The organism is Streptomyces sp. NPDC012769 (assembly GCF_042901205.1).
In the GTDB taxonomy this organism is placed as follows: domain Bacteria; phylum Actinomycetota; class Actinomycetes; order Streptomycetales; family Streptomycetaceae; genus Streptomyces.
Genome location: NZ_JBIBCP010000002.1, coordinates 432,544 through 455,393 on the forward strand (window position 1 = coordinate 432,544; position 22,850 = coordinate 455,393).

Genomic DNA, 22,850 nt, shown 5'->3' on the forward strand with positions numbered 1-22,850 from the left:
GACATGAGCACGGAAAACCCGGCACCGGCCCAGCCCGCCCCGCACGCCCTGATCCGCATCCCGGTCAGGTTCGTCGTGCTGGTTCTCGTCCTCCCGGTCCGCATGGCCTGGGACGCCCTCAAGGCCGCCGGCCGCCTCCTCGACCGCGCGCTGCTCCGCCCGACCGGCCGGGGCCTCGCCTGGCTCTACCGCCACCTGCTGAAGCGTCCGGCCGTCTGGCTGTACGAGCGGCTCCTGACCCCGACGGCTCGGGCCCTCGGCCGTGCCGCCCGCGCCGCCGGCCGGGCGATCGCGTGGGTGTTCGGCGGGTTGTGGCGCGGGCTGGCGTGGGTGTTCGGTGGCCTGTGGCGGGGCCTGTCGTGGGCCTTCGGCGGGTTGTGGCGTGGGCTGGCGTGGGTCTTTGGTGGCCTCTGGCGTGGGCTGGCGTGGGCCTTCGGCGGTCTCTGGCGTGGTCTTTCCTGGCTGCTCGGTGGCCTGTGGAGCGGGCTGGCCTGGGTGTTCCGGGGGCTGGGCGCCGGCCTGGTACGGCTGGGGCGCGGGCTGTCGGCCGGGGCGGTGCTGCTCGGCAAGGCGCTCGCCCTGCCCTTCTCCGCCTTCTGGCGGTACGTGCTCGTCCCCGTCGCCCGCTACGGGATAGCCGTCCCCGCCGTCTGGCTGTACCGGGCGGTGCTGGCGCCGGTGGGGCAGGGGACCGCCTGGGCACTCGTCAGGCTGTGGCGTGGTCTGGCCTGGGTGTTCATCGGACTCGGCCGGGGCCTGGCCTGGGTGTTCATCGGACTCGGGCGCGGCATCGCGGTCGGTGCCGGCTGGCTGGGGCGCGGGCTGCTGGCGACCGTGACGGCGCTGTTCACGGTGCTGTTCCGGTGGCCGTGGCGGTACGGGGTCGTGCCGCTCGTCACGTACGGGATCGTCCGTCCGGCCGTCTGGCTGTGGCGGCGCGTCCTGCTCCCCGTCGGCCGTGAGATCCGTGACGCCCTCGCCATCTGCTGGCGCGTCGCAGGATTCCTGTCCCGGGCCGTGGGCCGCGGCCTCGCGTGGCTGGCCCGGAACCTCGTCGCCCGCCCCGTCGCCTGGGTCGCCCGTCACCTGTTCGTACGGCCCGCCGCCTGGGTCTACCGCCAGGTGTGCACCCCGGTCGGCCACTGGATCCGCCACGCCGTCTGGGCCCCCGCCCGCAAGGCGCTCGCCGAGGGACGGCAGACGGCCCGGGCGGCCCTCGCCTCCGCCCGCGACGCCGTCCGCCAGGCCCGGCGCGACACCTGGCGCGCCCTGGTCGGAGAGACCCGCGCCGACCGGCCCCGGGAACCTCAGGTGGCCCGGGCGCGTACTCTGGGTAGTACAACGAACGTCCCCGGCGCGGCGCCCGCACCCGAGATCTCCCCGCAGACGCGGGGGTGAACCGGGCGGGCCCCCCAGGGCACACCCGCATTTCGAGGGCGGTGCGCCTCCCGCGCCCGCCCCGCACCGAGGAGAAGAACCACTGGGCAAGCGACAGCCCGAAGGCCCGCCGCCCGCACCGGCGGTGCAGCGCATCCGACTGCGCTACACCAAGCGCGGCCGCCTCCGGTTCACCAGCCACCGTGACTTCCAGCGCGCCTTCGAGCGTGCGCTGCGCCGTGCCGAGGTGCCCATGGCGTACTCGGCCGGGTTCACCCCGCACCCCAAGGTGTCGTACGCCAACGCCGCCCCGACGGGTACGGGCTCCGAGGCCGAATACCTGGAGATCGCCCTCACCGAGGCCCGCGACCCCGAGACCCTGCGGGCCCTGCTCGACGAGTCCATGCCGAGCGGCCTCGACATCATCGACGCCGTCGAGGCCCGGACCTCCGGCCTCGCCGACCGGCTCACCGCCTCCGTGTGGGAGCTGCGGCTCGACGGCGTCGACGTCGACGACGCGCGGAAGGCCGTCGACGCGTTTCTCGCGGCCGAGAGCGTGGAAGTACAGCGCAAGACCAAGAACGGTCTGCGCACCTTCGACACCCGCGGTGCCGTCGTGGAGCTGACCGCGGCCCCCGCCCCGGGCGATCCCCAGGGTGATAGGCCGCTGGACAGCGCCTGTGCGATACTGCGGCTGGTTGTTCGGCACGTGACACCTGCCGTGCGACCCGACGACGTCCTGTCCGGTCTCCGAGCTGTGGCCGACCTGGCGCCGCCGGTCCCCGCAGCGGTGACCAGGCTGGCGCAGGGGCTCTTCGACGAGGAGTCCGGCACGGTGACCGACCCGCTCGCGCCCGACCGCGAGGCAGTCACGGCCGCTCCACCCACGGCCGCCGCGACCGCCTCAGCGACGGCGCCGGGTGACGGCACCGCGTAGGGAGCGGTCGTTGTAGCGCCGCCCTGGTACTCGGGAGCCACCTGGGTCGGGCAGCGCACTGACCAGGAGACTTTCGCCAGGCCGTACGCACTGTGCGTACGGAACCGGCGAGCCAGACACAGAGCTCCCGTGCGGCGCCCGCGCCCCGGACGGCGGCACCGCGCATCTCGCGCGATTCGTGCCGCCGGACCGGAACCAGACGCGGCGCCCGGGAGCGTGACGGGAGAACCCCGCATGCTCGAAGAGAACGACACCAACGCACCCGGTGACAAGCTGCCGCCGCGCCGTCGGCGCCGCGCCGCTTCCCGGCCGGCCGGTCCGCCGGTGACGGCCGAGGCCGCCACCGAAGCCACCGAGGTCGTCGAGACCACCGCCGCTCCGGCCGCCGAGACCCCGGCCGCCGAGACCCCGGCCGCCGAGGAGCCGGCGCCCGCGCGTCCGCGCCGCCGCGCCACCCGGAAGGCCACCGCACCCCAGACCGCCCCGGCCGAGGCCCCGGCCGCCGAGGCCGCCGCGCCTGCCGCCGAGGCCGCTCCGGTCGCGGAGGAGGCCGCTCCGGCGCCTCGTACGCGTCGTCGTGCGACCCGTGCCGTGACGACCCCGGAGGCCGTCGAGGCCCCGGCCGCCGAGGCCGCCGCACCTGCCGCCGAGGCCGCTCCGGTCGCGGAGGAGGCCGCCCCGGCCCCCCGTACGCGTCGTCGTGCGACCCGCGCCGTTGCCACCCCGGAGGCCGTCGAGGCCCCGGCCGCCGAGGCCGCCGCGCCTGCCGCCGAGGCCGCTCCGGTCGCGGAGGAGGCCGCCCCGGCCCCCCGCACCCGCCGCCGGGCCACCCGTAAGACCAGCACGCCCGAGGTGGGGGCGGCAGCCGCCGCCGAGATCGCCGCGGAGACCTCCGGCGAGGCACTGCCCGAGGACACCGTCGAGGAGATCGCCTCGCACGGCGCCGATGTCGCCGCCGCCGAGGAGGCCGCCACCCGCGGCCGTGGCCGCCGCCGCGCCGCCTCGCCGCAGTTCACCGCCGAGCCGGCCGCCGAGGCCGAGAAGCCGCGCACCCGCCGCGCCGCCCGCCCGGCCGTCGCCGTCTTCCAGCCGCCGGTCTTCACCGAGCCGATGTTCCAGACCCCGGAGACCGCCGCGTACATCGCCGCGGCCGAGGCCGTGGAGGAGGAGCCCGAGGAGGAGACGGCCGAGACCGTCGAGACCGCCCCGGCCCCCGAGCACGTCGAGACCGGCTCGCGCCGTCGTCGCCGCCGCCGTGGCGAGCCCGTCGCCGTCGAGCCCGTCCCGGCCACCGTCGCCGACGAGCCCGAGGTCGAGTCCACCCCCGAGGCCGCCGAGGCCGAGGCGGAGTCCGAGGCCGAGGACACCGAGGAGTACGAGGACCGCCCGTCCCGCCGTCGCCGTCGTGGCGGCCGTCGCCGTCGCCGCGGCGAGTTCGCCGAGGCCGAGGAGACCGACGAGGCCGAGGAGGCCGAGGAGGCCCACGCCGAGGCCGAGGGCGAGACCGAGGAGACGGACGAGGGCGAGGACACCGAGGCGTTCGGCGGTTCCAGCAGCTCCCGCCGTCGCCGTCGCCGCCGTCGCCGCAGCGGTGACGCCTCCGAGGCCGAGGCCACGGAGGAGGACGGCGTCCGCACGGTCGTCAAGGTCCGTGAGCCCCGCCCCGCCCGCGAGAAGGCCGAGCCGTCCGACGAGGTGCAGTCCATCAAGGGCTCCACCCGCCTGGAGGCCAAGAAGCAGCGCCGCCGCGAGGGCCGCGAGCAGGGCCGCCGTCGCGTCCCGATCATCACCGAGGCCGAGTTCCTCGCCCGCCGCGAGGCCGTCGAGCGCGTGATGGTCGTCCGCCAGAACGGCGAGCGCACCCAGATCGGCGTCCTCGAGGACAACGTGCTCGTCGAGCACTACGTCAACAAGGAGCAGGCCACCTCCTACGTCGGCAACGTCTACCTGGGCAAGGTCCAGAACGTGCTGCCGTCGATGGAGGCCGCCTTCGTCGACATCGGCAAGGGTCGCAACGCCGTCCTGTACGCCGGCGAGGTCAACTTCGAGGCGCTCGGCATGGCCAACGGGCCGCGCCGCATCGAGTCCGCCCTGAAGTCCGGCCAGTCCGTCCTGGTGCAGGTCACCAAGGACCCGATCGGCCACAAGGGCGCCCGCCTCACCAGCCAGGTCTCGCTCCCCGGCCGCTACCTCGTGTACGTGCCCGAGGGCTCGATGACCGGCATCAGCCGCAAGCTCCCGGACACCGAGCGCGCGCGTCTGAAGACCATCCTCAAGAAGATCGTCCCCGAGGACGCGGGCGTCATCGTGCGCACCGCCGCCGAGGGCGCGAGCGAGGACGAGCTGCGCCGTGACGTCGAGCGACTGCAGGCGCAGTGGGAGGAGATCCAGAAGAAGGCGAAGAACGGCAACGCGCCGACGCTTCTCTACGGCGAGCCGGACATGACCGTCCGCGTCGTCCGTGACATCTTCAACGAGGACTTCTCCAAGGTCATCGTCAGCGGTGACGACGCGTGGGAGACCATCCACGGGTACGTGAACCACGTCGCCCCGGACCTGACCGACCGCCTGTCCAAGTGGACGAGCGAGGTCGACGTCTTCGCCACGTACCGGATCGACGAGCAGCTCATGAAGGCGCTGGACCGCAAGGTCTGGCTGCCGTCCGGCGGCTCGCTGGTGATCGACAAGACCGAGGCGATGATCGTCGTCGACGTCAACACCGGCAAGTTCACCGGCCAGGGCGGCAACCTCGAGGAGACCGTCACCAGGAACAACCTGGAGGCGGCCGAGGAGATCGTGCGCCAGCTGCGCCTGCGCGACCTGGGCGGCATCGTCGTCATCGACTTCATCGACATGGTCCTGGAGTCCAACCGCGACCTGGTGCTGCGCCGCCTCCTGGAGTGCCTGGGCCGGGACCGGACCAAGCACCAGGTGGCCGAGGTCACCTCGCTCGGCCTGGTGCAGATGACCCGCAAGCGGGTCGGCCAGGGCCTCCTGGAGTCCTTCTCCGAGACCTGCGTCCACTGCAACGGCCGCGGTGTCATCGTCCACATGGAGCAGCCGACCACCGCCGGTGGCGGTGGCGGCGGCAAGCGCGCGAAGAAGCGCGGCCGCGGCGGCGAGCACGTCCACGAGCACGAGCACGAGGCCGTCGAGACCCTGGCCGACTCGGTCGAGGCCGAGACGGAGACCGAGGCCGAGGTCGCGGCGGAGCTCGCGGCCCCGGTGGCCCTGCCCGAGCCGATCGCTCCCGACGAGGAGCTGTACGGCAGCGCCGCGGAGGCCGAGGCCGCCGCCACGCGCGGTCGTGGCCGCCGCCGGGCCACCCGCCGGGTGTCGGCGCCGGTCGCCTCTCCGGCCGTGACCGAGACGGAGACCTACGAGGTCGTCGTCCCGGAGACGAAGCCGGAGCCGAAGCCGGAGGAGGCCAAGGCCGAGCCGGAGCAGGTCGCGCAGCCCGTGGCCGAGCCGGTCGCCGAGCCCGCCGCCCAGGAGGAGGCCGCTCCGGCGCCCCGTACCCGCCGCCGCGCCACCCGCAGGGCGTCGGCCCCGGTGGTCGCCACCCCGGAGCCGGTCGCCGAGACGGTGGTCGAGCCGGCCGCCGTCGAGGCCCCCGCGGCCGAGCCGGTCGCCGAGCCCGCCGTCGAGGAGGCCCCCGTGGCCGCCCCGCCGAAGGGCCGTCGCCGGGTGGTCCGCAAGGCCACCGCTCCGGCCGGTTCGCCGACCGGTGCCGAGGAGGCCGCCGTGGTCGTGGTCGCGTCCGTCGCCCCGGCCGAGGCCGAGGTCCCCGCGGACGTCGAGGCCCCGGCGGACGCCGAGGCCGAGGCCCCCGCCCCGGCCAAGAAGGCGGCTCGCAAGACCGCCAAGAAGGCCACCGCGAAGAAGGCCGCCACCAAGAAGACGGCGGCCAAGAAGACCGCGGCGAAGAAGACGACGACCGCGAAGAAGGCCGCGAAGAAGACCGCCGCCCCCGCGCAGGACTGACCCCAGTCCCCGACGCGACCCGTGTGGGCCGTCCTCCTCCCGAGGACGGTCCACACGTTTTGACCCCCCGGATCGGAAACCAGGAACCAGCCCGATGAACAGCAACCCCACTCCCCGCGTACGCAAGGCCGTCATCCCCGCCGCCGGCCTCGGCACGCGCTTCCTTCCCGCCACGAAGGCGACGCCGAAGGAGATGCTGCCGGTCGTCGACAAGCCGGCGATCCAGTACGTCGTGGAGGAGGCGGTCTCGGCAGGGCTCGAGGACGTCCTGATGGTCACCGGGCGGAACAAGCGTCCGCTCGAGGACCACTTCGACCGGAACTACGAGCTGGAGGAGGCGCTGGTCCGCAAGGGCGACGAGGAGCGCCTCACCAGGGTCCAGGAGTCCAGCGAGCTCGCCACCATGCACTACGTGCGCCAGGGCGACCCGCGCGGCCTCGGCCACGCCGTCCTCTGCGCCGCCCCGCACGTCGGCGACGAGCCCTTCGCGGTGCTCCTCGGCGACGACCTGATCGACCCGCGCGACCCCCTGCTCGCCCGCATGCTGGAGGTCCTCACCGAGCACGGCGGCAGCGTCGTCGCGCTCATGGAGGTCGACCCCTCCCAGATCCACCTCTACGGCTGCGCCGCCGTCGAGCCGACCGGCGACGCCGACGTCGTACGGATCACCGGCCTGGTCGAGAAGCCCGAGCCGTCGGAGGCGCCCAGCAACCTCGCCATCATCGGCCGCTACGTCCTCGACCCGGCCGTCTTCGGCGTGCTGCGGGGGACCGAGCCGGGCCGCGGCGGTGAGATCCAGCTCACCGACGCCCTGCAGAAGATGGCGCTCGACGAGCGGATCGGCGGCCCGGTGCACGGCGTCGTCTTCAAGGGCCGCCGTTACGACACCGGTGACCGCGGCGACTACCTGCGGGCCATCGTGCGGCTGGCCTGCGAGCGCGAGGACCTGGGCCCGGACTTCCGCGACTGGCTCAAGGCCTTCGTCGCCGAGACGACCGAGATTTGACCCCCTACGGGCGCCGCCCGTAATCTAGACCGTCGGCGTGTCGACTAGCACGCCACACCTCTGAGCACCTCCCTCCCGGGTCTCCGGGAGAGGCCGCTCGTCCGATTCCGGAGCGCCGTGGGCCCAGGCCCGCGTGGGCGGCTGGCATCAGGGGTCCCGTTTCCGAGTGAGAGAGAGATCCGCGTGTACGCCATCGTGCGCAGCGGTGGTCGCCAGCACAAGGTTGCTGTCGGCGACATCGTTGAGGTTGACAAGATTTCCACCGCCAAGGTTGGCGACACGGTCGAGCTCTCGACCCTGCTCGTTGTCGACGGCGACGCCGTGACCAGCGACCCGTGGGTCCTGGCGGGCATCAAGGTCCAGGCCGAGGTCGTGGACCACCACAAGGGCGCCAAGATCGACATCCTGCGCTACAAGAACAAGACCGGCTACCGCCGTCGCCAGGGTCACCGTCAGCAGTACACGGCGATCAAGGTCACGTCCATCCCGACGGCCGCGAAGTAAAGAGGGACTGAGCAATGGCACACAAGAAGGGCGCATCGTCCACCCGGAACGGTCGCGACTCCAACGCCCAGCGGCTCGGCGTGAAGCGCTTCGGCGGTCAGGTCGTCAACGCGGGTGAGATCCTGGTCCGCCAGCGTGGCACCCACTTCCACCCGGGCGCGGGCGTCGGCCGTGGCGGCGACGACACGCTGTTCGCCCTGCAGGCCGGTTCGGTGCAGTTCGGCACCCACCGTGGCCGCAAGGTCGTGAACATCGTTCCGGTCGCCTGATCGGACGCTTTGCGGAGGCGGACCTCACTTCCCGTACGGGGAAGCGGGTCCGCCTTTCGCGTGTTACTAGATAGACATTCCACGCTTAATCTCTCTGGAGGCACAGAACATGACCACCTTCGTGGACCGCGTCGAGCTGCACGTCGCCGCGGGTAACGGAGGCCACGGCTGCGCCTCCGTCCACCGGGAGAAGTTCAAGCCGCTCGGCGGCCCCGACGGCGGCAACGGCGGCCGGGGCGGTGATGTGATCCTGGTCGTCGACCAGTCGGTCACCACACTCCTCGAATATCACCACTCGCCGCACCGCAAGGCCACCAACGGCAAGCCCGGCGAGGGCGGCAACCGCTCCGGCAAGGACGGCCAGGACCTCGTCCTGACCGTGCCGGACGGCACCGTCGTCCTCGACAAGAAGGGCAACGTCCTCGCCGACCTGGTCGGGGAGGGCACCACCTTCGTCGCCGCCCAGGGCGGCCGCGGCGGCCTCGGCAACGCGGCGCTCGCGTCCGCGCGGCGCAAGGCGCCCGGCTTCGCGCTGCTCGGCGAGCCCGGCGACCTCCAGGACATCGTCCTGGAGCTCAAGACGGTCGCCGACGTGGCGCTCGTCGGCTACCCGAGCGCCGGCAAGTCCTCGCTGATCTCCGTCCTCTCGGCCGCCAAGCCGAAGATCGCGGACTACCCCTTCACGACGCTGGTCCCGAACCTCGGCGTGGTCACGGCCGGCTCGACCGTCTACACCATCGCCGACGTCCCCGGCCTCATCCCCGGCGCCAGCCAGGGCCGCGGCCTGGGCCTGGAGTTCCTGCGCCACGTCGAGCGCTGCTCGGTGCTGGTCCACGTCCTCGACACGGCGACGCTGGAGTCCGACCGCGACCCGGTCTCCGACCTCGACGTCATCGAGGAGGAGCTGAAGCAGTACGGCGGCCTCGACGACCGTCCGCGCATCGTCGTCCTCAACAAGATCGACATCCCGGACGGCCAGGACCTCGCGGACATGATCCGCCCCGACCTGGAGCAGCGCGGCTACCGCGTCTTCGAGGTCTCGGCGGTCGCCCGTACGGGCCTGAAGGAGCTCTCCTTCGCCCTGGCCGAGATCGTCTCGAAGGCGCGCGCGGCCAAGCCGAAGGAGGAGGCGACCCGTATCGTCATCCGCCCGAAGGCGGTCGACGACGCCGGCTTCACCGTCACCTACGACGAGCAGGAGGACCTGTACCGCGTGCGCGGCGAGAAGCCCGAGCGCTGGGTCCGCCAGACCGACTTCAACAACGACGAGGCCGTCGGCTACCTGGCCGACCGCCTCAACCGGCTCGGCGTCGAGGACGAACTGATGAAGGCCGGCGCCCGCGCCGGCGACGGCGTCGCCATCGGCCCCGAGGAGAACGCGGTCGTCTTCGACTGGGAGCCCTCGATGACCGCCGGCGCCGAAATGCTCGGCCGCCGCGGCGAGGACCACCGCATGGAGGCCCCCCGCCCGGCCGCCCAGCGGCGTCGTGACCGCGATGCGGAGCGGGACGAGGCGCAGCGGGAGTTCGACGAGTTCAACCCGTTCTAGCGAACGTGTGCACGGGCCCTGCCGGGTGTTGCCGGCGGGGCCCGTTTCCGTGTCGGCGGACGGAGTCCGGCGCAGGCGCTCCGGCGGGGCCCGTTTCCGTGTCCGGGGTCTGGGGACGGGGAAGGGGCCCGTCTCCTCTGCATGAGGAGGCGGGCCCCTTTTACCGCTGTACCGCTGTGCCGCTGTGCGCGGGTCAGGAGGACGCGACGGGTGCCGGTTCGGGGTCCGGGTCGGAGGGGGTGGTGGTGCGCTGGGGTTCGCTGGGCGCCGGGGCCGGGTCGGGGCGCTTCTTGAAGCGGGGCTTCGCGCCGATCAGCGGCAGGCACATGATCCCCAGGAACATCGGGGCGAACATGTAGCGCGCCAGAGGCGCCGGGTTCGCCGCGACGACCGTGAGCTGGAGGGCCAGCGGGACCGAGAGCAGGGCCACCGGAGCCCAGGTCCGGTGCTTGCGGGAGAACGCGAGGACGATCGCGTACGCCGCGTAGCACCAGATCGCCCCGCGGAACAGCAGCCACTGCAGCTGCGGCGTCTTGGTCGCCTGCCACACGAAGTACGCCGCGTCGTTCAGCTTCTCGGACAGCGGGCGGACCTTCAGGATCGGCCGGTAAGGGCTGTCCTTCATGTCCGGGTTCCAGTCCGCCCAGCCGAACAGGTCCTTCGGCACGGCCGGCGGGCTGATCAGGGTGTGCCCCATCTTGTCCACGGGACCCGGGTACGGCGACCACGCGATGTGCGAGCGGCACAGCCGCGCCGAGATCATCCGGTCCGGCGTGCGCTCCAGCACCCGGAACCACAGGTTGACCAGCTGGTCGTTGTACTTCTCCGCCAGCTTGCGGTTCATCGGCTTCTGCATCGCCCAGTCGGCGTTGTAGCAGTTGGCGGCCTTGCCGCTCCAGTGTGACAGCGGCGCGACCTTCGCCATCAGCTTCTTGTCGGCCTTGGTGAAGGTGTGCGGAACCTGCCCGTACACCACCGCGATGTCCGCGTAGTTCATCGCGTACACCTGGTCCTTGGTCGGCGTCTTCACGCCGACGGCCGGGTAGATCACCAGCTGCAGGGTCGCCCCGATCACCGCCGGCACGACCGTCCCGACCAGCAGCCACCGGCGCATCCTCGGCAGCGTCAGCAGCAGCACCGGCACCGCGATCAGCGCGACCAGCAGGCCGTTGTTGCGGAAGATGCTCATGCCGAGGAAGCCGACGAACAGGACCGCGATCTCACCGCGGAAGGCACGGTCCTTGATGTCGACGGAGTCGCCCCGCAGCCGGCGCGCGGCCAGCCGGCCCACCGCCGCGAAGGCGAGGACCGCACCGATCGCGTACGCGACGTCCTTCCACACGTAGATCACGAACGTGCCGAGGGACGGCAGCAGCGCGCAGGCCACCGCCGCGGTGAAGCTCCACTTCCCCTTGACCCCGAACATGCGCAGCGTCACCGCCACGTACGCCAGGGCCGACGCCATCGCCACGGACTGGAAGAACGTCAACAGCGCCAGGTCGCCGGTCAGCTGGAGGCTGAGCCAGACCAGGGCGTCGTACGCCACCGAGTGGTTGGACATCCAGTGACCGGTGGTGACGTGCCACACGTACGAGATCGAGTCATAGCTCATCCCGCCCGGGTAGAACGCGGCCCACCACACCAGGAAGATCAGCTGGGTGGCCGCGTACACGCCCAGCGGAAGCCGCCGTTGCGGCGGGATCCGTTCCAGGGTTCGGTTCACGAGGGGGAGGGAAAGCGACTTCACCGCTGCTCCGCAGGCTTGTTGGACGGGCTGTCGGGGTGGGCGAGCTCCAGCATCCGGCGGATCACTCGCTCGGAGGCGTGGCCGTCGTCGAGATCGCAGAACACGTCGCGGAACTCGCGGTACGCGTCGGTGTACGTGGAGCTGATCCGGTCGATGTCGGCGAGCGCCTCGACGAGTTCGTCGGAGGTCTGCAGCAGCGGACCGGGGGCCCGCTTCTCGAAGTCGAAGTAGAAACCGCGGAGCTGGTCGCGGTAGTACTCCAGGTCGTACGTGAAGAAGAGCATCGGACGGCCCGTGTTCGCGAAGTCGAACATCAGCGACGAGTAGTCCGTGACCAGCACGTCGGTGATCAGGAACAGCTCCGCGATGTCCGGGTAGCTGGACACATCGAAGATGAAGCCGTCGCCGGCGCCGGGCACCGCGTCCACGATGTTCGAGTGCTTGCGCACCAGCAGGACGTGGTCCTCGCCGAGCCGTTCCGCCGCCTTCGCGGTGTCGAGGCGGAGATCGAACTTGTAGTTGCCCGCCTGGTAGAACTGGTCGTCCCGCCAGGTCGGCGCGTACAGCACGACCTTCTTGCCCTCCGGCAGCCCGATCCGCTCCCGGACCGTGCGCGCCAGGTCCTCCGTCTTGGGGGACAGCAGCACGTCGTTGCGCGGGTAGCCGGACTCCAGGATCTCGCCGTCGTACTGGAACGCGCGCTTCATGATCGGGGTCGAGAAGCGGTTGGGGGAGACCAGGAAGCTCCAGCTCGGAGTCTCCTGGGCGACCTTCTCCAGGTACTTGCGGTCGGCGAACTGCACGCTGTCGATGTCGTGGCCGATCCGCTTGAGCGGGGTGCCGTGCCAGGTCTGCACGATGACCTGGCCCTCACGACGGTTGATCCAGAACGGCAGATGGGTGTTGGTCACGATGAAGCGGCTCGTGCCGAGCGCCTCGTACCACTCGCGGCTCCACCGGCGGATGACGCGTACGCCCTCGGGGATCTCGGCCCGGAGGTCCTCCACGACCCAGATGTGCTCCAGGTCGGAGCCCTGCCGGACCAGCTCGTCGTAAACCGCCCGCGGCGAGTCGGAGTACTGGCGCCCCGAGAAGGACGCGTACAGGACGGTGTCCTTCAGCGCGGCCGTACGGGCCCGCTCGTAGACGGTGGACCGCATCTCCCGCTGGCGGAACCAGCCGATCTCCTCCGCGTCCAGGTCGGAGGCGGAGTCGATGAGCAGCCGGTCGTAGAAGCGGTGGGTCAGCGCGTAGTCGCGGCCCCGCAGCGAGAACGAGACCGGCAGCGTGCCGAGCGCCGACGGGACGGCCCGCACGGGCACCTCGACACGGCTGTCGACGGTCCGCACGAACAGGTACCAGCGGCCCTGGCGCAGCGGCACCTCGGTGAAGCCGGCGGGCACCGGAAGGAAGCCGACACGGAAGGTGCCGTCCTCGACGGTGACCGGGTAGCGGTGTTCCTCGGCGTGCCGGCTGTGGCGCAGCACGAGCTCCAGGTCCTGGTCGACCGTGGCGGGCAGCGCGCCCTCCAGGGTGATCAGGCCCTCGGCGGACACGGTCGCCTCCGCGATCATGGGCTGGATCGGCTGGGTGCGCAGCACCAGGCGGCCGGCGCCGTCGTTGGCGATCGCCACGGCCCGGCTGCCCCAGGCGGTGGTGTCCCCGCCGTCGAAGGCGTACTGGCGGCCCAGGTCGCCCTGGCGGTCGTTCACGGCGACCGGGAACTTCTTCGAGCCGACGACCAGCTCGGCCGCCCACTTGTCGGTGACCTCCAGGTCCTCGGAGTCGCGGCCCTCGACGTCGAGGTCGGCGAGCGGGACGCGTACGGAGAAGTCGGCGCCGTCACGGGTGACGGGGAACTCCCGCTTCCCGCCCGAGGTGGCGTGGGTGAGCCGGAGCGCGGACTTCACGCCGGGCGCGGCGGCCTCGTGGCCGAGGACACCGGACAGCTCGACGGCACCGTCGACCCGGCGGTGACCGGTCAGCTTGGCGCGGACCTTGTCGACCCGCAGGTACAGGTGGCTGTCGGCGACGAAGGGGACGATGCGTACGTCCTTCTCGACCCAGTGCTGGGAGGGGCTCTCGGCGCTGCCGCTCTCGCCGGCCTTCAGCCGGGTGCGGCGCGCCACACCCTCCTGGACGGTGGCGACGGTCAGCCGCCACACGCCGTCGCGCCAGCCGCCCCGGCCCTTCAGCTTGGCGGGGTTGAGGTCGAGGGAGAAGCCGGACCAGTCGTAGTTGTGCAGCGACTGGCCGGAGGTCTGGGTGGCCTTGGGGGCCCGCGTCCGGCTGGGCCGGACGAGGACGGTGCGCCGGCTGCCGCTCTCGCGCAGCATCAGGACGCGCAGGGACGGCTTCGGCTTGGGGGCGGCCAGGTTGCGGATGTAGGCGTGGCCGTCGAGGTGCAGTCGGCCGTCGCGCCAGAGGACCGCCTCGACCTGGGCGCGGGCGGAGAACTCGGAGCCGACGCGCAGCACGTCGCGGGGGACCGCCTTGCCCTTGTCGAGCACCGGGTAGTCGGCGAAGTGACGCAGGCCCTGCCGGGTGACCGGGACCGCCCGCCCGGTCTCGCGCTCGAACGTGATCAGCTCCAGGAGCTCGTCGAACCGGCCCTCACCGATCAGGTGGCACTTGAGCCGCAGCGACACGTCGATCCGGCCGAGGACCTTGGGGTCGACCCGGCCGAGGTAGTCGGCGGCGCCCGCCATGAACAGCTCGCGGAACTCGTCACCGGCCTCGTCGAGCACGCCCATGAAGAGCGGCAGCTCGTCGCTGATGAAGATCTGGTCGTACCAGCGCTTGTGCTCCGCGTACTCCTCGCCCGGCTGCGAGGCGAGGAACCGGCTCACGGACTCGCACGACCTTATGCGGTCGCGGACGTTGACCGGCTCGGTCCGGCGCTGCGTGATCGACGGGGCGCCACCGGTCCGCTGCCGCCACAGGTAGACGGGGTCGCCGAGCACGTCGACCTTCGACGCCTGGAAGTGGGCCGGCAGCGTCACCGGGGCGTCCTCGTAGAGGATGCCGGGGAACTCGAAGGCGTGCTTGTCCCAGAACGAACGGCGGAAGACCTTGTTCCACGCCGTGCGGTCGTAGACGAGTTCCTTGTCGCGGGTGATGTGCGTGCGGTCGCGGTCCTTGCCGAGGCGCTTCTGGTGCAGCGGGGACGGCAGGATCTCGCCCGCCTTGAGCAGGTTCACGTTGCCGCTGGCGAAGTCGGAGCCGGTCGCGTCCAGCTTGGCGATGAACCGCTCGTAGGCGTCCGGGAGCACGATGTCGTCGCTGTCGACGAACGCGAGGTACTCCGTGCCCTCCGTCAGATGGGCCACACCGGTGTTACGGGCCGGCCCCAGCCCCTTGTTCTCCTGAGCCACCACCCGGAACCGCTGGTCCTTCTCGGCCCACGCGCGGGCGAGGGCGAGGCTGCCGTCGGTCGAGCCGTCGTCGACGACGATGGCCTCCCAGTCGGTGAACGTCTGGTCGGCGATGGACTGCAGGCACTCGTCGAGAAAGAGCTCCACGTTGTAGACGGGAACGACGACTGACAGGCGGGGAGGCATTGGGTACTGCGCCTTTCCTCAAGGTGTTCGTGTGTGACGGCGACGTACGGCTCGCCGGACACGGTAGCTCTAGCCGCGGGTGCGTGGACCGGGGCGCTCCGTGGGATGTGCCACCGGCGGTTCATTCTCCTGGTTCAGGAAGACCTTGCGTACCACGCGCTCCGCCGCGAAACCGTCGTCGAACTCACAGAAGCGCCTGCGGAACTCGGTCCGCAGCTTCGCGGACTCGTCGTCGGACCAGCGCCCGGAGAGGAAGACGTCCAGAAGGTCCGATTCGGTTTCCACCACATGGCCCGGGGACTCCGCGCGGATGTCGAAGTAGGTGCCGCGGGTCGCGCGGTAGACCTCCCAGTCGTTGGCGTAGATGACCACGGGCCGGTCGAGCAGCGCGTAGTCGAACATCAGCGACGAGTAGTCGGTGAGCAGGCAGTCGGCGGCGAGGAACAGCTCCTCCACCGAGGGGTGGCGGCTGACGTCGATGACGCCCGAGCCGTCCTTCGGGCCGGTGCCGGCCGGGTCGTCCAGGTGGAAGTAGTGGGCCCGGGACAGGACCGTGAAGCCCTCGCCGAGCCGGGCCGCCAGCTGCTCCAGGTCGAGCAGCGGCTTGGGCACGCCCTGGTAGTCCCGGTGCGTCGGCGCGTACAGGACGACGGTGGAGTCCGCGTCCAGGCCGAGCTTCTCGCGGGCCGCCCGCCGCTCGTCCTCTCCGGCCCGGACCAGGACGTCGTTGCGCGGGTAGCCGTAGTCCAGCGAGCGGTACTCGGCCGGGTAGGCGCGGTCCCAGACGGCGGTGGTGAAGCTGTTGGCGGAGACGCTGTAGTCCCAGCGGTCCACCCGCTGCATCAGCGTCTTCATGTCGAGGTCGCCCTGGGCGACGGGGAACTCGGCCAGGTCGACGCCCATCCGCTTCAGCGGGGTTCCGTGGTGCGTCTGCAGATGGATCTGGCCGGGGCGCTTGACCACGCGGGTGGGGAAGTTGACGTTGTTGACGAAGTACTTCCCGCGCGCCATCGCCCGCCAGAAGCCGAACGAACCGGGGCGGACGACCTGCGTGCCGGGCGGCGGGGTGTTGCGCGAGCCGGGCTTGAGGACCCAGGTCGTCTTCACCTTGGGCGCCAGTTCGAGCAGCTTCTGGTGGACGGCGGCCGGGTTGCAGGCGTAGTCCGTGTTCCAGTACGCGGCGAAGACGGCCGTGTCGTTCTGCACCGGCAGCATCCGCTGGGCCCGGTAGTAGCCGGCCAGGACCGCGGTGCGCAGCGGCTTGCGCAGCTTGCGCGGGGCCGCCTTGACCCGGCGGGCGGTGCGGTAGGCGCGCCGGGCGGCGCCGCGCAGCGGGGCGGGCAGCTTGGCGACGGCCTTGCGGGGGCCGGAGACGCTCCTGGCCGGCGGGGTGACGTGCCCGGCGGGCCGGTAGGCGTTCTCGTACTGGAGGAACTTCGTACGGAACTCCTCGCGGGCCTCGGCGGGGAGCCGGCCGGGGGACCTCTCGACCACCCGGAAGTGGGTGATCATCCGGTCGAAGAGAGGGCCGCGCCAGCTGTCGAACTCGGGATGCGCGTCGAGGAACGCGAAGACCCGCTCGTACTGGTCGAAGACGTCGAAGTGCTTACGGCTGGTGCTGTGCAGGATGCTGCCCTGGCGGCGCTGCCGGTAGTGCACGCACACCCGGGGGAGCACCGCGATCGACTCGGCGGCGACCAGCACCGGGTAGGTCCAGGGGGTGTCCTCGTAGTAGCCGTGCGGGTACTCGAAGCCCCAGCGCTCCACGAAGTCACGGCGGTACGCCTTGTTCCAGGCGACCTGGAGCAGGTCGAGCAGGGCGGGGTTGTCGGCCAGGCCGACGGCGCCGCGCGGGCTGTCGACGAGCACCTTCGCCTTGGCGTTGGGGGTGATCCGGCCGTCCCAGTGCGTACGGGAGTAGTCGAAGACCAGCAGCTCGGGATCGGCGGTCTCGGCGAGCCGCTGCTCGATGGCCGCGAGCGAGCCCGGCAGCATCGTGTCGTCGCTGTCCAGGAACAGCAGATAGGTGCCCTTCGCGCGGGCCATGCCCGCGTTCCTGGCCCGGCCCAGGCCCACGTTCTCGGCGAGCTGGACCGCGACCACCCGGGGGTCCGCCGCCGCGTATTCGGCCATGATCTCGCCGCACGCGTCGGGCGAGGCGTCATTGACCGCGATGAGCTCGAAGTCCTGGAAGGACTGGCCGAGGACGGAGTCCAGGCAGTCCCGCAGGTACGCCTCGACGCGGAAGGCCGGGACGATGATGCTGAACCGGGGAGCGGCCGCCGATGGCCGGGCTGCTGTGTGCGTGGGAGTCATGAGGGCTGGCTTCCGGACGTACGGGGTGCGGACGAGGGGCGGTCGGCGCAAAGGGGGCGGACGGACTCCGCGGGGCGGCGGGATCGTCCCGCCGCCCCGCGGGACGGTCATCGTGAGCTGGTCAGAGCGTATGCGAGCAGTCGTCGTACGGCGGCCGGGCGGCGCAGCGCCCCGGGGAGCAGGGTCAGCGCGTGCAGCCGCATCGACAGGTGCAGGCGGGCGGCGCGTGCGGCCTTCGGCCAGCCGTGCCGGTCGAGGTCCCGGGCCACCTCCCCGAAGAACTGGATCGCCTCGGCGAAGCGGCCTCCGGTGGCGGCCTCGGCGGAGGAGAGACTGCCCGAGTGGCGCCGGTAGCGGAAGGCGGTGACCGGCTCGACCACGAGCTTCTCGCCGCGCTTGATCAGCTCGATGATCAGCGCCAGGTCCTGGATGACCGACAGGTCCTCCCGGAAGCTGATCCCCTTGACCGCGTCGGCGCGCCAGACGATCGAGGGGAAGTAGAGCCAGTTGCCGCCGAGCAGGTTCGCGGCGAGCGGTTCGCCGGAGAGCACCAGCCGCCGACCGGTGTTCTTCGGCGCGTACAGCCGCTTCTTGACCTCGTCGCCCAGCGACGTGGACGGGTTGCCGTGCTCGTCGATCACCTCGACGCCCGGCTGGTAGATCGCCGCGTCGGGCACGGCCGCGACGGCGGCCCGCATCGTCTCGACGTAGGTCGGCAGCAGCAGGTCGTCGCTGCCGAGCATGGTGAAGTACGGGGACTCCACCAGGTCGACGCACTTGCGGAAGTTCCGGGTGATGCCGAGGTTCCGCTCGTTGCGCTGGTACCGCACGCGGGTGTCGCCGAGGGAGGCGAACCACTCGGGTACGCCCTCCTCCTTGCCGTCGTCGACGACGGTCAGCCGCCAGTCCTTGTCGGTCTGGTCGAGGACGCTGCGCACCGCGGCCTGCATCAGGGCGGTGTCGCCGTAGTGCGGCAGCATGATGTCGAGCGTGCCGAGACGGTCGGTGGTGTCGGCCCTGTCGGGGTTTGGCACCGCTGTCACTTGCCCTTCCTCTTGGGACCGAGGGCGGAGCGGCGGCTGAGCGCGAGCAGCAGGATCATGCCGATCCGGCCCAGGTAGAGCGTGGCCTTCCACGGGGACTGGCTCGGGGTGCCGGTGGCGCGCGGGCGCATGGCGACGGGCACCTGCTCGATGCGGTAGCCCGCCCGGACCACGGCGATGGTGGACTCCACCGTGTCGCCCAGGTACTCCACGGGGTACCAGTGGGCGAAGACGTCGATCAGGTCACGGTTGGAGGCGCGGAAGCCCGAGGTGACGTCGGTCAGTCTGGTCTTCGCCATCCGCGACAGCCAGAACGCGAGCACCAGCATGGCCCACTTGCGCGGACCGCGGGTCTCGTAGTCACCGGTGCCGGCGAACCGCGCGCCCATGACGAGGTCGGCGCCCGCCTCCAGGCGCGCCAGCAGCTCCGGCACGTTGCGCGGGTCGTGCTGGCCGTCGGCGTCGACCTGGATGGCGACGTCGTAGCCGCGGTCGTGCGCGTAGCGGTAGCCGGCGCGCATCGCGCCGCCCACGCCGAGGTTGTACGGGAGCGTCATCACGGTCGCGCCGGCGGAGCGGGCCACGGCGCTGGTGTCGTCGGCGGAGCCGTCGTCCACGACGAGGACATCGGCACCCGGAAGCGTGGTGTGGACCTCCTTGATGACGTCGGCGACGCCCTCGGCCTCGTTCCACGCGGGCATGATGATCAGTACACGCTTGCCGTCGATCACTTGCGGCCCCCCTGCCCGGTCGTCGTGCCGGTCTGCTGCGCGAGCTGCTCGCGCAGCTCCCCGACGTCCACGCGGAGCAGCGCCACTTCCTCCGAAAGCGTGCGCCCCTCCTCTTCGAGATGGCCGACCTCCCAGCTCAGCTGGAGGCAGACGATGAAGAGGAAGGCGACGCTGAGGAAGAGGATCAGGCTGACGCCGGAGGCGACACCCACCGCACGCGCGACGGAGTCGAGACCGCTCGGGAAGAAACCGAGCGGGATGATCACCAGTCCGGTGAGCACCCAGAGGAACGCGTACTTCTCCTTGAGCTTGCGACGGCGCAGCAGCTCGACGATGCACGCGACGAGAAAGACTCCGGTGACCGAAGTCAGCATCCACAACTTCACGCCGGGCTCCGGTCTATCGGACGACTCATGGAAACGGCCTGTCTACTTCCAAAGGAGGGGGGCGGAGGGCGCCGTACGGCTGCATTCACTGTCCGTCTGTCGATCACGGAGAGTGAGGGAATGGAGATCATTCCTATGAGTGCACCGAACGGTAGACTACACGAGAGCGAAGAACGAGCGTCATGACGGTGACCACGACGAGTGACCCCACGGCATAGGCGATCTCGACCCTGCCGCGCAGCTCCAGTGGACTCAGAGTGACCGCCACCAGCGCGGCCGTGCCCACGATCCAGGCCATCAGCTGCTGCCGTACGGCGCCGCTGGTGAGCAGCGCCTGGCCGAGCACCATCGCCAGCATGTACAGGGTCGTGCCGAGCGAGAGCCACACGAAGTCCAGCGGTCCGAGCACGTCGGGTGAGTTGAACAGCACCGGCAGCAGCACGGGGCCGAGCGCCACGGCGCCGATGCCGAAGGCCGCGCCCAGACCCGCCGTCATCGCACAGGCCCGCAGCAGCAGCCGCCGGTAGCCGCGGCTGTCGCCCTCGGCCTGCGCGGTCGACAGGCCGGCGAGCAGCGACGCCTGGAAGGCACCGAACGCGAACAGCGGCACCCTCGCCAGGACCAGCGCGGACAGCAGGGCCGCCACCAGGGCGCTGTCGTCCGTCGCGATCAGCTTGGTGCTGACCACCGCGACGTTCACCAGCACCTGCGCCAGCAGGGTGGACCCGACGAGCAGGCCCAGGTGCTCGATGAGCTCCCGCCACTGCGCCGTCGACCCGGACCGCGCCCCGCGCAGCACCGGCGGCAGGGTCAGCAGGACCGAGACCAGCGGCGCCGCGGTCATCACGGCGGCGAACAGGAACGACGAGCCGACCCCGGCGAGCGCCAGGGCCGCGGACAGCACGATCCGCAGCAGCCCGTCCAGGCCCAGCTGCAGCCCGTACGCCTCGAAACGGCCGAGCCCGGCGAGCATGCCGCGGGTCAGGTGGGCCACGGCGAGTGCTGTGAAGGCACCGCCGAGCGCGAGGACCAGCGCCCGGTCGCCGTGGAAGAAGAGGTCGGCGATCGGCCCGGCGAACAGCGCCAGCGGCAGCAGTACGGCCGCGAGCAGTCCGCCGGCGAGCACCGCCCCGCGCCGCAGCACGGGCAGGGAGCCGTCGCCGGCCACCACGCGGGCGGCCACCAGTCGGGTGACCTCCTGCTCGACCGGGAAGAACAGGCCGAGCCCGACGGAGGCGACGATGGTCCACAGGACCGAGAAGCTCGCCATGTCGTCCACGGACAGCGAGTGGCCCGCCGCCGCGAGGTGGACGTAGTTGGCGCCGCCGAGCAGCGCGGTGCCGATGCCCACGACGGCGGTGCCGCGCGGCAGGACGGTGGTGATGCGGTCGAGCAGGGTCACGCGCCGGACCGTCCGCCGGGGGCAGGGGTCTCCTGGGCAGGGGTCTCCTGAGCGGGGGCCTGGTGCGCGGGGGCTCCCGGGGCCATGACCCGCAGGGCCTCGGCGAGCTGGTCGCGCCAGTGCGGCTGCGCCGCCACGCCCGCCTCGGCCCACCGCTCGTGCGCGAGCACGCTGTAGGAGGGACGGCGGGCCGGACGCACGAACTTGTCCGACGTGGTCGGCCGCACCCGCTCCGGGTCCAGACCGGTCAGCTCGAAGGCCGCCCGGGCCAGGTCGAACCAGGTCGCCGTCTCCGAGGCCGTGCCGTGGTAGACACCCGCCGGGGCCCGGCCCGCGACGGCCGCCTCGCCCAGGTCCCGCAGCTGGCGGGCCAGCGCACGGGTCCAGGTCGGCTGGCCGCGCTGGTCGTCGACCACGTCGACGGTCTCGCGCCGCTCGGCCAGACCCAGCATGGTCGACACGAAGTTCCGGCCGTGCGCCCCGTACAGCCACGCCGTGCGCACCACATAGCCGCGCTCCGGCAGCAGTTCGGTGACGGCCAGCTCGCCGGCCAGCTTGCCGCGGCCGTAGGCGTTCACGGGAGAGGTGGGGGCGTCGTGCCGGTACGGCTCGGTGGCGTCGCCCGGGAAGACGTAGTCGGTGGAGACCTGGAGCAGCACGGCGCCGTTCTCGGCGCAGGCCGCCGCGAGGGCGCGCGGGCCGTCCCCGTTGATCCGGGTGGCCGCGGCCTCCTCGGTCTCGGCGCCGTCGACGTCGGTCCACGCGGCCGTGTTGACGATCACGTCGTGACCGGCGACGGCGGCACGGACGGCCTCGGCATCGGTGATGTCGAGGTCCTGGCGGGTCAGGGCGGTGACCTTCGCGCCGGCCTCGGCCAGGACCTCGGCGAGGTCGCGGCCGAGCATGCCGGCGGCTCCGGTGATCAGCCAGCGGGTCTGCGAGGACGAGGCGCCGGTGTGCTGCTCGGTGCTCATGCGGACAGCGCCGCCTTGGCCTTCAGCGGCTCCCACCAGGTGCGGTTGTCGCGGTACCACTGGACGGTGTCGGCGAGACCCTGCTCGAAGGTGACGAGCGGGGTGTAGCCGAGCTCATTGCGGATCTTGTCGATGGAGAGGGAGTAGCGCAGGTCGTGGCCCTTGCGGTCCTCGACGTGCTCGACCATGTCCCAGCCGGCGCCGCAGGCGTCGAGGAGGAGACCGGTGAGCTCCTTGTTGGTCACCTCGGTGCCGCCGCCGATGTGGTAGACCTCACCGGCGCGGCCGCCGCGCAGCACCATCTCGATGCCGCGGCAGTGGTCCGAGACGTGCAGCCAGTCGCGCACGTTCAGGCCCTCGCCGTACAGCGGCACCTTCTTCCCGTCCAGCAGGTTCGTGGTGAACAGCGGGATCATCTTCTCGGGGAAGTGGTACTGCCCGTAGTTGTTGGAGCAGCGCGTGACCACGACGTCCATGCCGTGGGTGCGGTGGTACGAGAGGGCCAGCAGGTCCGAGCCGGCCTTGGAGGCCGAGTACGGCGAGTTCGGCGCGAGCGGCCAGTCCTCGGTCCAGGAGCCCTCGCTGATGGAGCCGTAGACCTCGTCGGTGGAGACGTGCACGAAGCGGCCGACGCGGTGGCGCTTGGCGGCGTCCAGGAGGACCTGGGTGCCGAGCACGTTCGTCGTCACGAAGGGCGAGGAGTCGAGGATCGAGCGGTCCACGTGGGACTCGGCGGCGAAGTGCACCACCGCGTCCTGACCGCGCATGGCGTCGTCGACGACTCCGTGGTCACGGATGTCCCCGTGCACGAAGGTGTAGCCGGGCAGATCCGCCACCGGGGCGAGATTGGCCTCGTTGCCCGAATAGGTGAGGTTGTCCAGGACGGTGACCTGGGCACCCTCACCCGAAGGCAGCTCTCCGGAGAGCATTGCCCGCACGAACTGTGAACCGATGAACCCGGCGCCGCCGGTGACGAGAATCCTCATAAGGCGGCCCATTCTATGGGCACCGGTTCCGGCGTCCGTTCGCACGTCGTTCGTCCGGCCGTCCGTGACCGTTCTCACG

The 22,850-nt window shown here is 71.7% G+C and carries 16 protein-coding genes; 7 read left to right on the forward strand and 9 right to left on the reverse strand.

Annotated features, from left to right (window positions below; genetic code table 11):
- Nucleotides 1–3: 3 nt before the first annotated feature.
- The 7 genes from ACFY7C_RS10765 to obgE all read left to right on the forward strand — a co-directional run bounded on the left by ACFY7C_RS10765 (nucleotide 4) and on the right by obgE (nucleotide 9,626).
- On the forward strand, nucleotides 4–1,398 hold the full coding sequence (locus tag ACFY7C_RS10765) for a hypothetical protein (RefSeq protein WP_389647034.1): 1,395 nt from the start codon (nucleotides 4–6) through the stop codon (nucleotides 1,396–1,398).
- 124 nt (nucleotides 1,399–1,522) lie between these two features.
- A complete protein-coding gene (locus ACFY7C_RS10770) occupies nucleotides 1,523–2,314 on the forward strand; it encodes a TIGR03936 family radical SAM-associated protein (protein ID WP_389647037.1) in 792 nt (263 codons plus the stop codon).
- Between the two features lie 234 nt (nucleotides 2,315–2,548).
- Complete coding sequence (locus ACFY7C_RS10775) at nucleotides 2,549–6,298, forward strand: ribonuclease E/G (protein WP_389647040.1); 3,750 nt, start codon at nucleotides 2,549–2,551, stop codon at nucleotides 6,296–6,298.
- Nucleotides 6,299–6,392: 94 nt separating this feature from the next.
- Nucleotides 6,393–7,304, forward strand: a complete 912-nt coding sequence (gene galU, locus ACFY7C_RS10780) for a UTP--glucose-1-phosphate uridylyltransferase GalU (RefSeq protein ID WP_389647042.1) — start codon at nucleotides 6,393–6,395, stop codon at nucleotides 7,302–7,304.
- A gap of 183 nt (nucleotides 7,305–7,487) precedes the next feature.
- Nucleotides 7,488–7,808 carry a 50S ribosomal protein L21 gene (rplU, locus tag ACFY7C_RS10785; RefSeq protein ID WP_010476312.1) on the forward strand — a complete coding sequence of 107 codons (321 nt, stop codon included), beginning with the start codon at nucleotides 7,488–7,490 and terminating at the stop codon, nucleotides 7,806–7,808.
- Nucleotides 7,809–7,822: 14 nt separating this feature from the next.
- Entirely contained in the window at nucleotides 7,823–8,077 is a 255-nt protein-coding gene (rpmA, locus tag ACFY7C_RS10790) for a 50S ribosomal protein L27 (RefSeq protein ID WP_010041940.1), read from the forward strand.
- Between the two features lie 109 nt (nucleotides 8,078–8,186).
- Nucleotides 8,187–9,626: a GTPase ObgE gene (gene obgE / locus ACFY7C_RS10795; protein ID WP_389647045.1), complete on the forward strand. Its 1,440-nt coding sequence runs from the start codon at nucleotides 8,187–8,189 to the stop codon at nucleotides 9,624–9,626.
- A gap of 193 nt (nucleotides 9,627–9,819) precedes the next feature.
- Here the strand turns inward: obgE and ACFY7C_RS10800 are convergent, their stop codons facing one another.
- The 9 genes from ACFY7C_RS10800 to rfbB all read right to left on the reverse strand — a co-directional run bounded on the left by ACFY7C_RS10800 (nucleotide 9,820) and on the right by rfbB (nucleotide 22,771).
- Nucleotides 9,820–11,349 (reverse strand): DUF6020 family protein, encoded by a 1,530-nt coding sequence (locus ACFY7C_RS10800; protein ID WP_389647047.1) that lies wholly within the window; start codon nucleotides 11,347–11,349, stop codon nucleotides 9,820–9,822.
- Nucleotides 11,350–11,369: 20 nt separating this feature from the next.
- On the reverse strand, nucleotides 11,370–14,894 hold the full coding sequence (locus ACFY7C_RS10805; RefSeq protein WP_389647049.1) for a CDP-glycerol glycerophosphotransferase family protein: 3,525 nt from the start codon (nucleotides 14,892–14,894) through the stop codon (nucleotides 11,370–11,372).
- A gap of 108 nt (nucleotides 14,895–15,002) precedes the next feature.
- On the reverse strand, nucleotides 15,003–17,249 hold the full coding sequence (locus ACFY7C_RS10810; protein ID WP_389647052.1) for a CDP-glycerol glycerophosphotransferase family protein: 2,247 nt from the start codon (nucleotides 17,247–17,249) through the stop codon (nucleotides 15,003–15,005).
- A 107-nt stretch (nucleotides 17,250–17,356) separates the two neighbouring features.
- Entirely contained in the window at nucleotides 17,357–18,292 is a 936-nt protein-coding gene (locus ACFY7C_RS10815; RefSeq protein ID WP_389647054.1) for a glycosyltransferase family 2 protein, read from the reverse strand.
- Nucleotides 18,289–19,023, reverse strand: a complete 735-nt coding sequence (locus ACFY7C_RS10820; RefSeq protein ID WP_389647057.1) for a glycosyltransferase family 2 protein — start codon at nucleotides 19,021–19,023, stop codon at nucleotides 18,289–18,291. Before ACFY7C_RS10820 ends, ACFY7C_RS10815 begins: the two co-directional genes overlap by 4 nt.
- On the reverse strand, nucleotides 19,020–19,397 hold the full coding sequence (locus ACFY7C_RS10825) for a DUF2304 domain-containing protein (protein ID WP_389647060.1): 378 nt from the start codon (nucleotides 19,395–19,397) through the stop codon (nucleotides 19,020–19,022). The genes ACFY7C_RS10820 and ACFY7C_RS10825 overlap by 4 nt, the downstream gene beginning before the upstream one ends.
- A 145-nt stretch (nucleotides 19,398–19,542) precedes the next feature.
- Nucleotides 19,543–20,811: a lipopolysaccharide biosynthesis protein gene (locus tag ACFY7C_RS10830; protein WP_389647063.1), complete on the reverse strand. Its 1,269-nt coding sequence runs from the start codon at nucleotides 20,809–20,811 to the stop codon at nucleotides 19,543–19,545.
- A complete protein-coding gene (gene rfbD / locus ACFY7C_RS10835; RefSeq protein WP_389647065.1) occupies nucleotides 20,808–21,785 on the reverse strand; it encodes a dTDP-4-dehydrorhamnose reductase in 978 nt (325 codons plus the stop codon). The genes ACFY7C_RS10830 and rfbD overlap by 4 nt, the downstream gene beginning before the upstream one ends.
- Nucleotides 21,782–22,771: a dTDP-glucose 4,6-dehydratase gene (gene rfbB / locus ACFY7C_RS10840; RefSeq protein WP_389647068.1), complete on the reverse strand. Its 990-nt coding sequence runs from the start codon at nucleotides 22,769–22,771 to the stop codon at nucleotides 21,782–21,784. Before rfbB ends, rfbD begins: the two co-directional genes overlap by 4 nt.
- Nucleotides 22,772–22,850 lie beyond the last annotated feature (79 nt).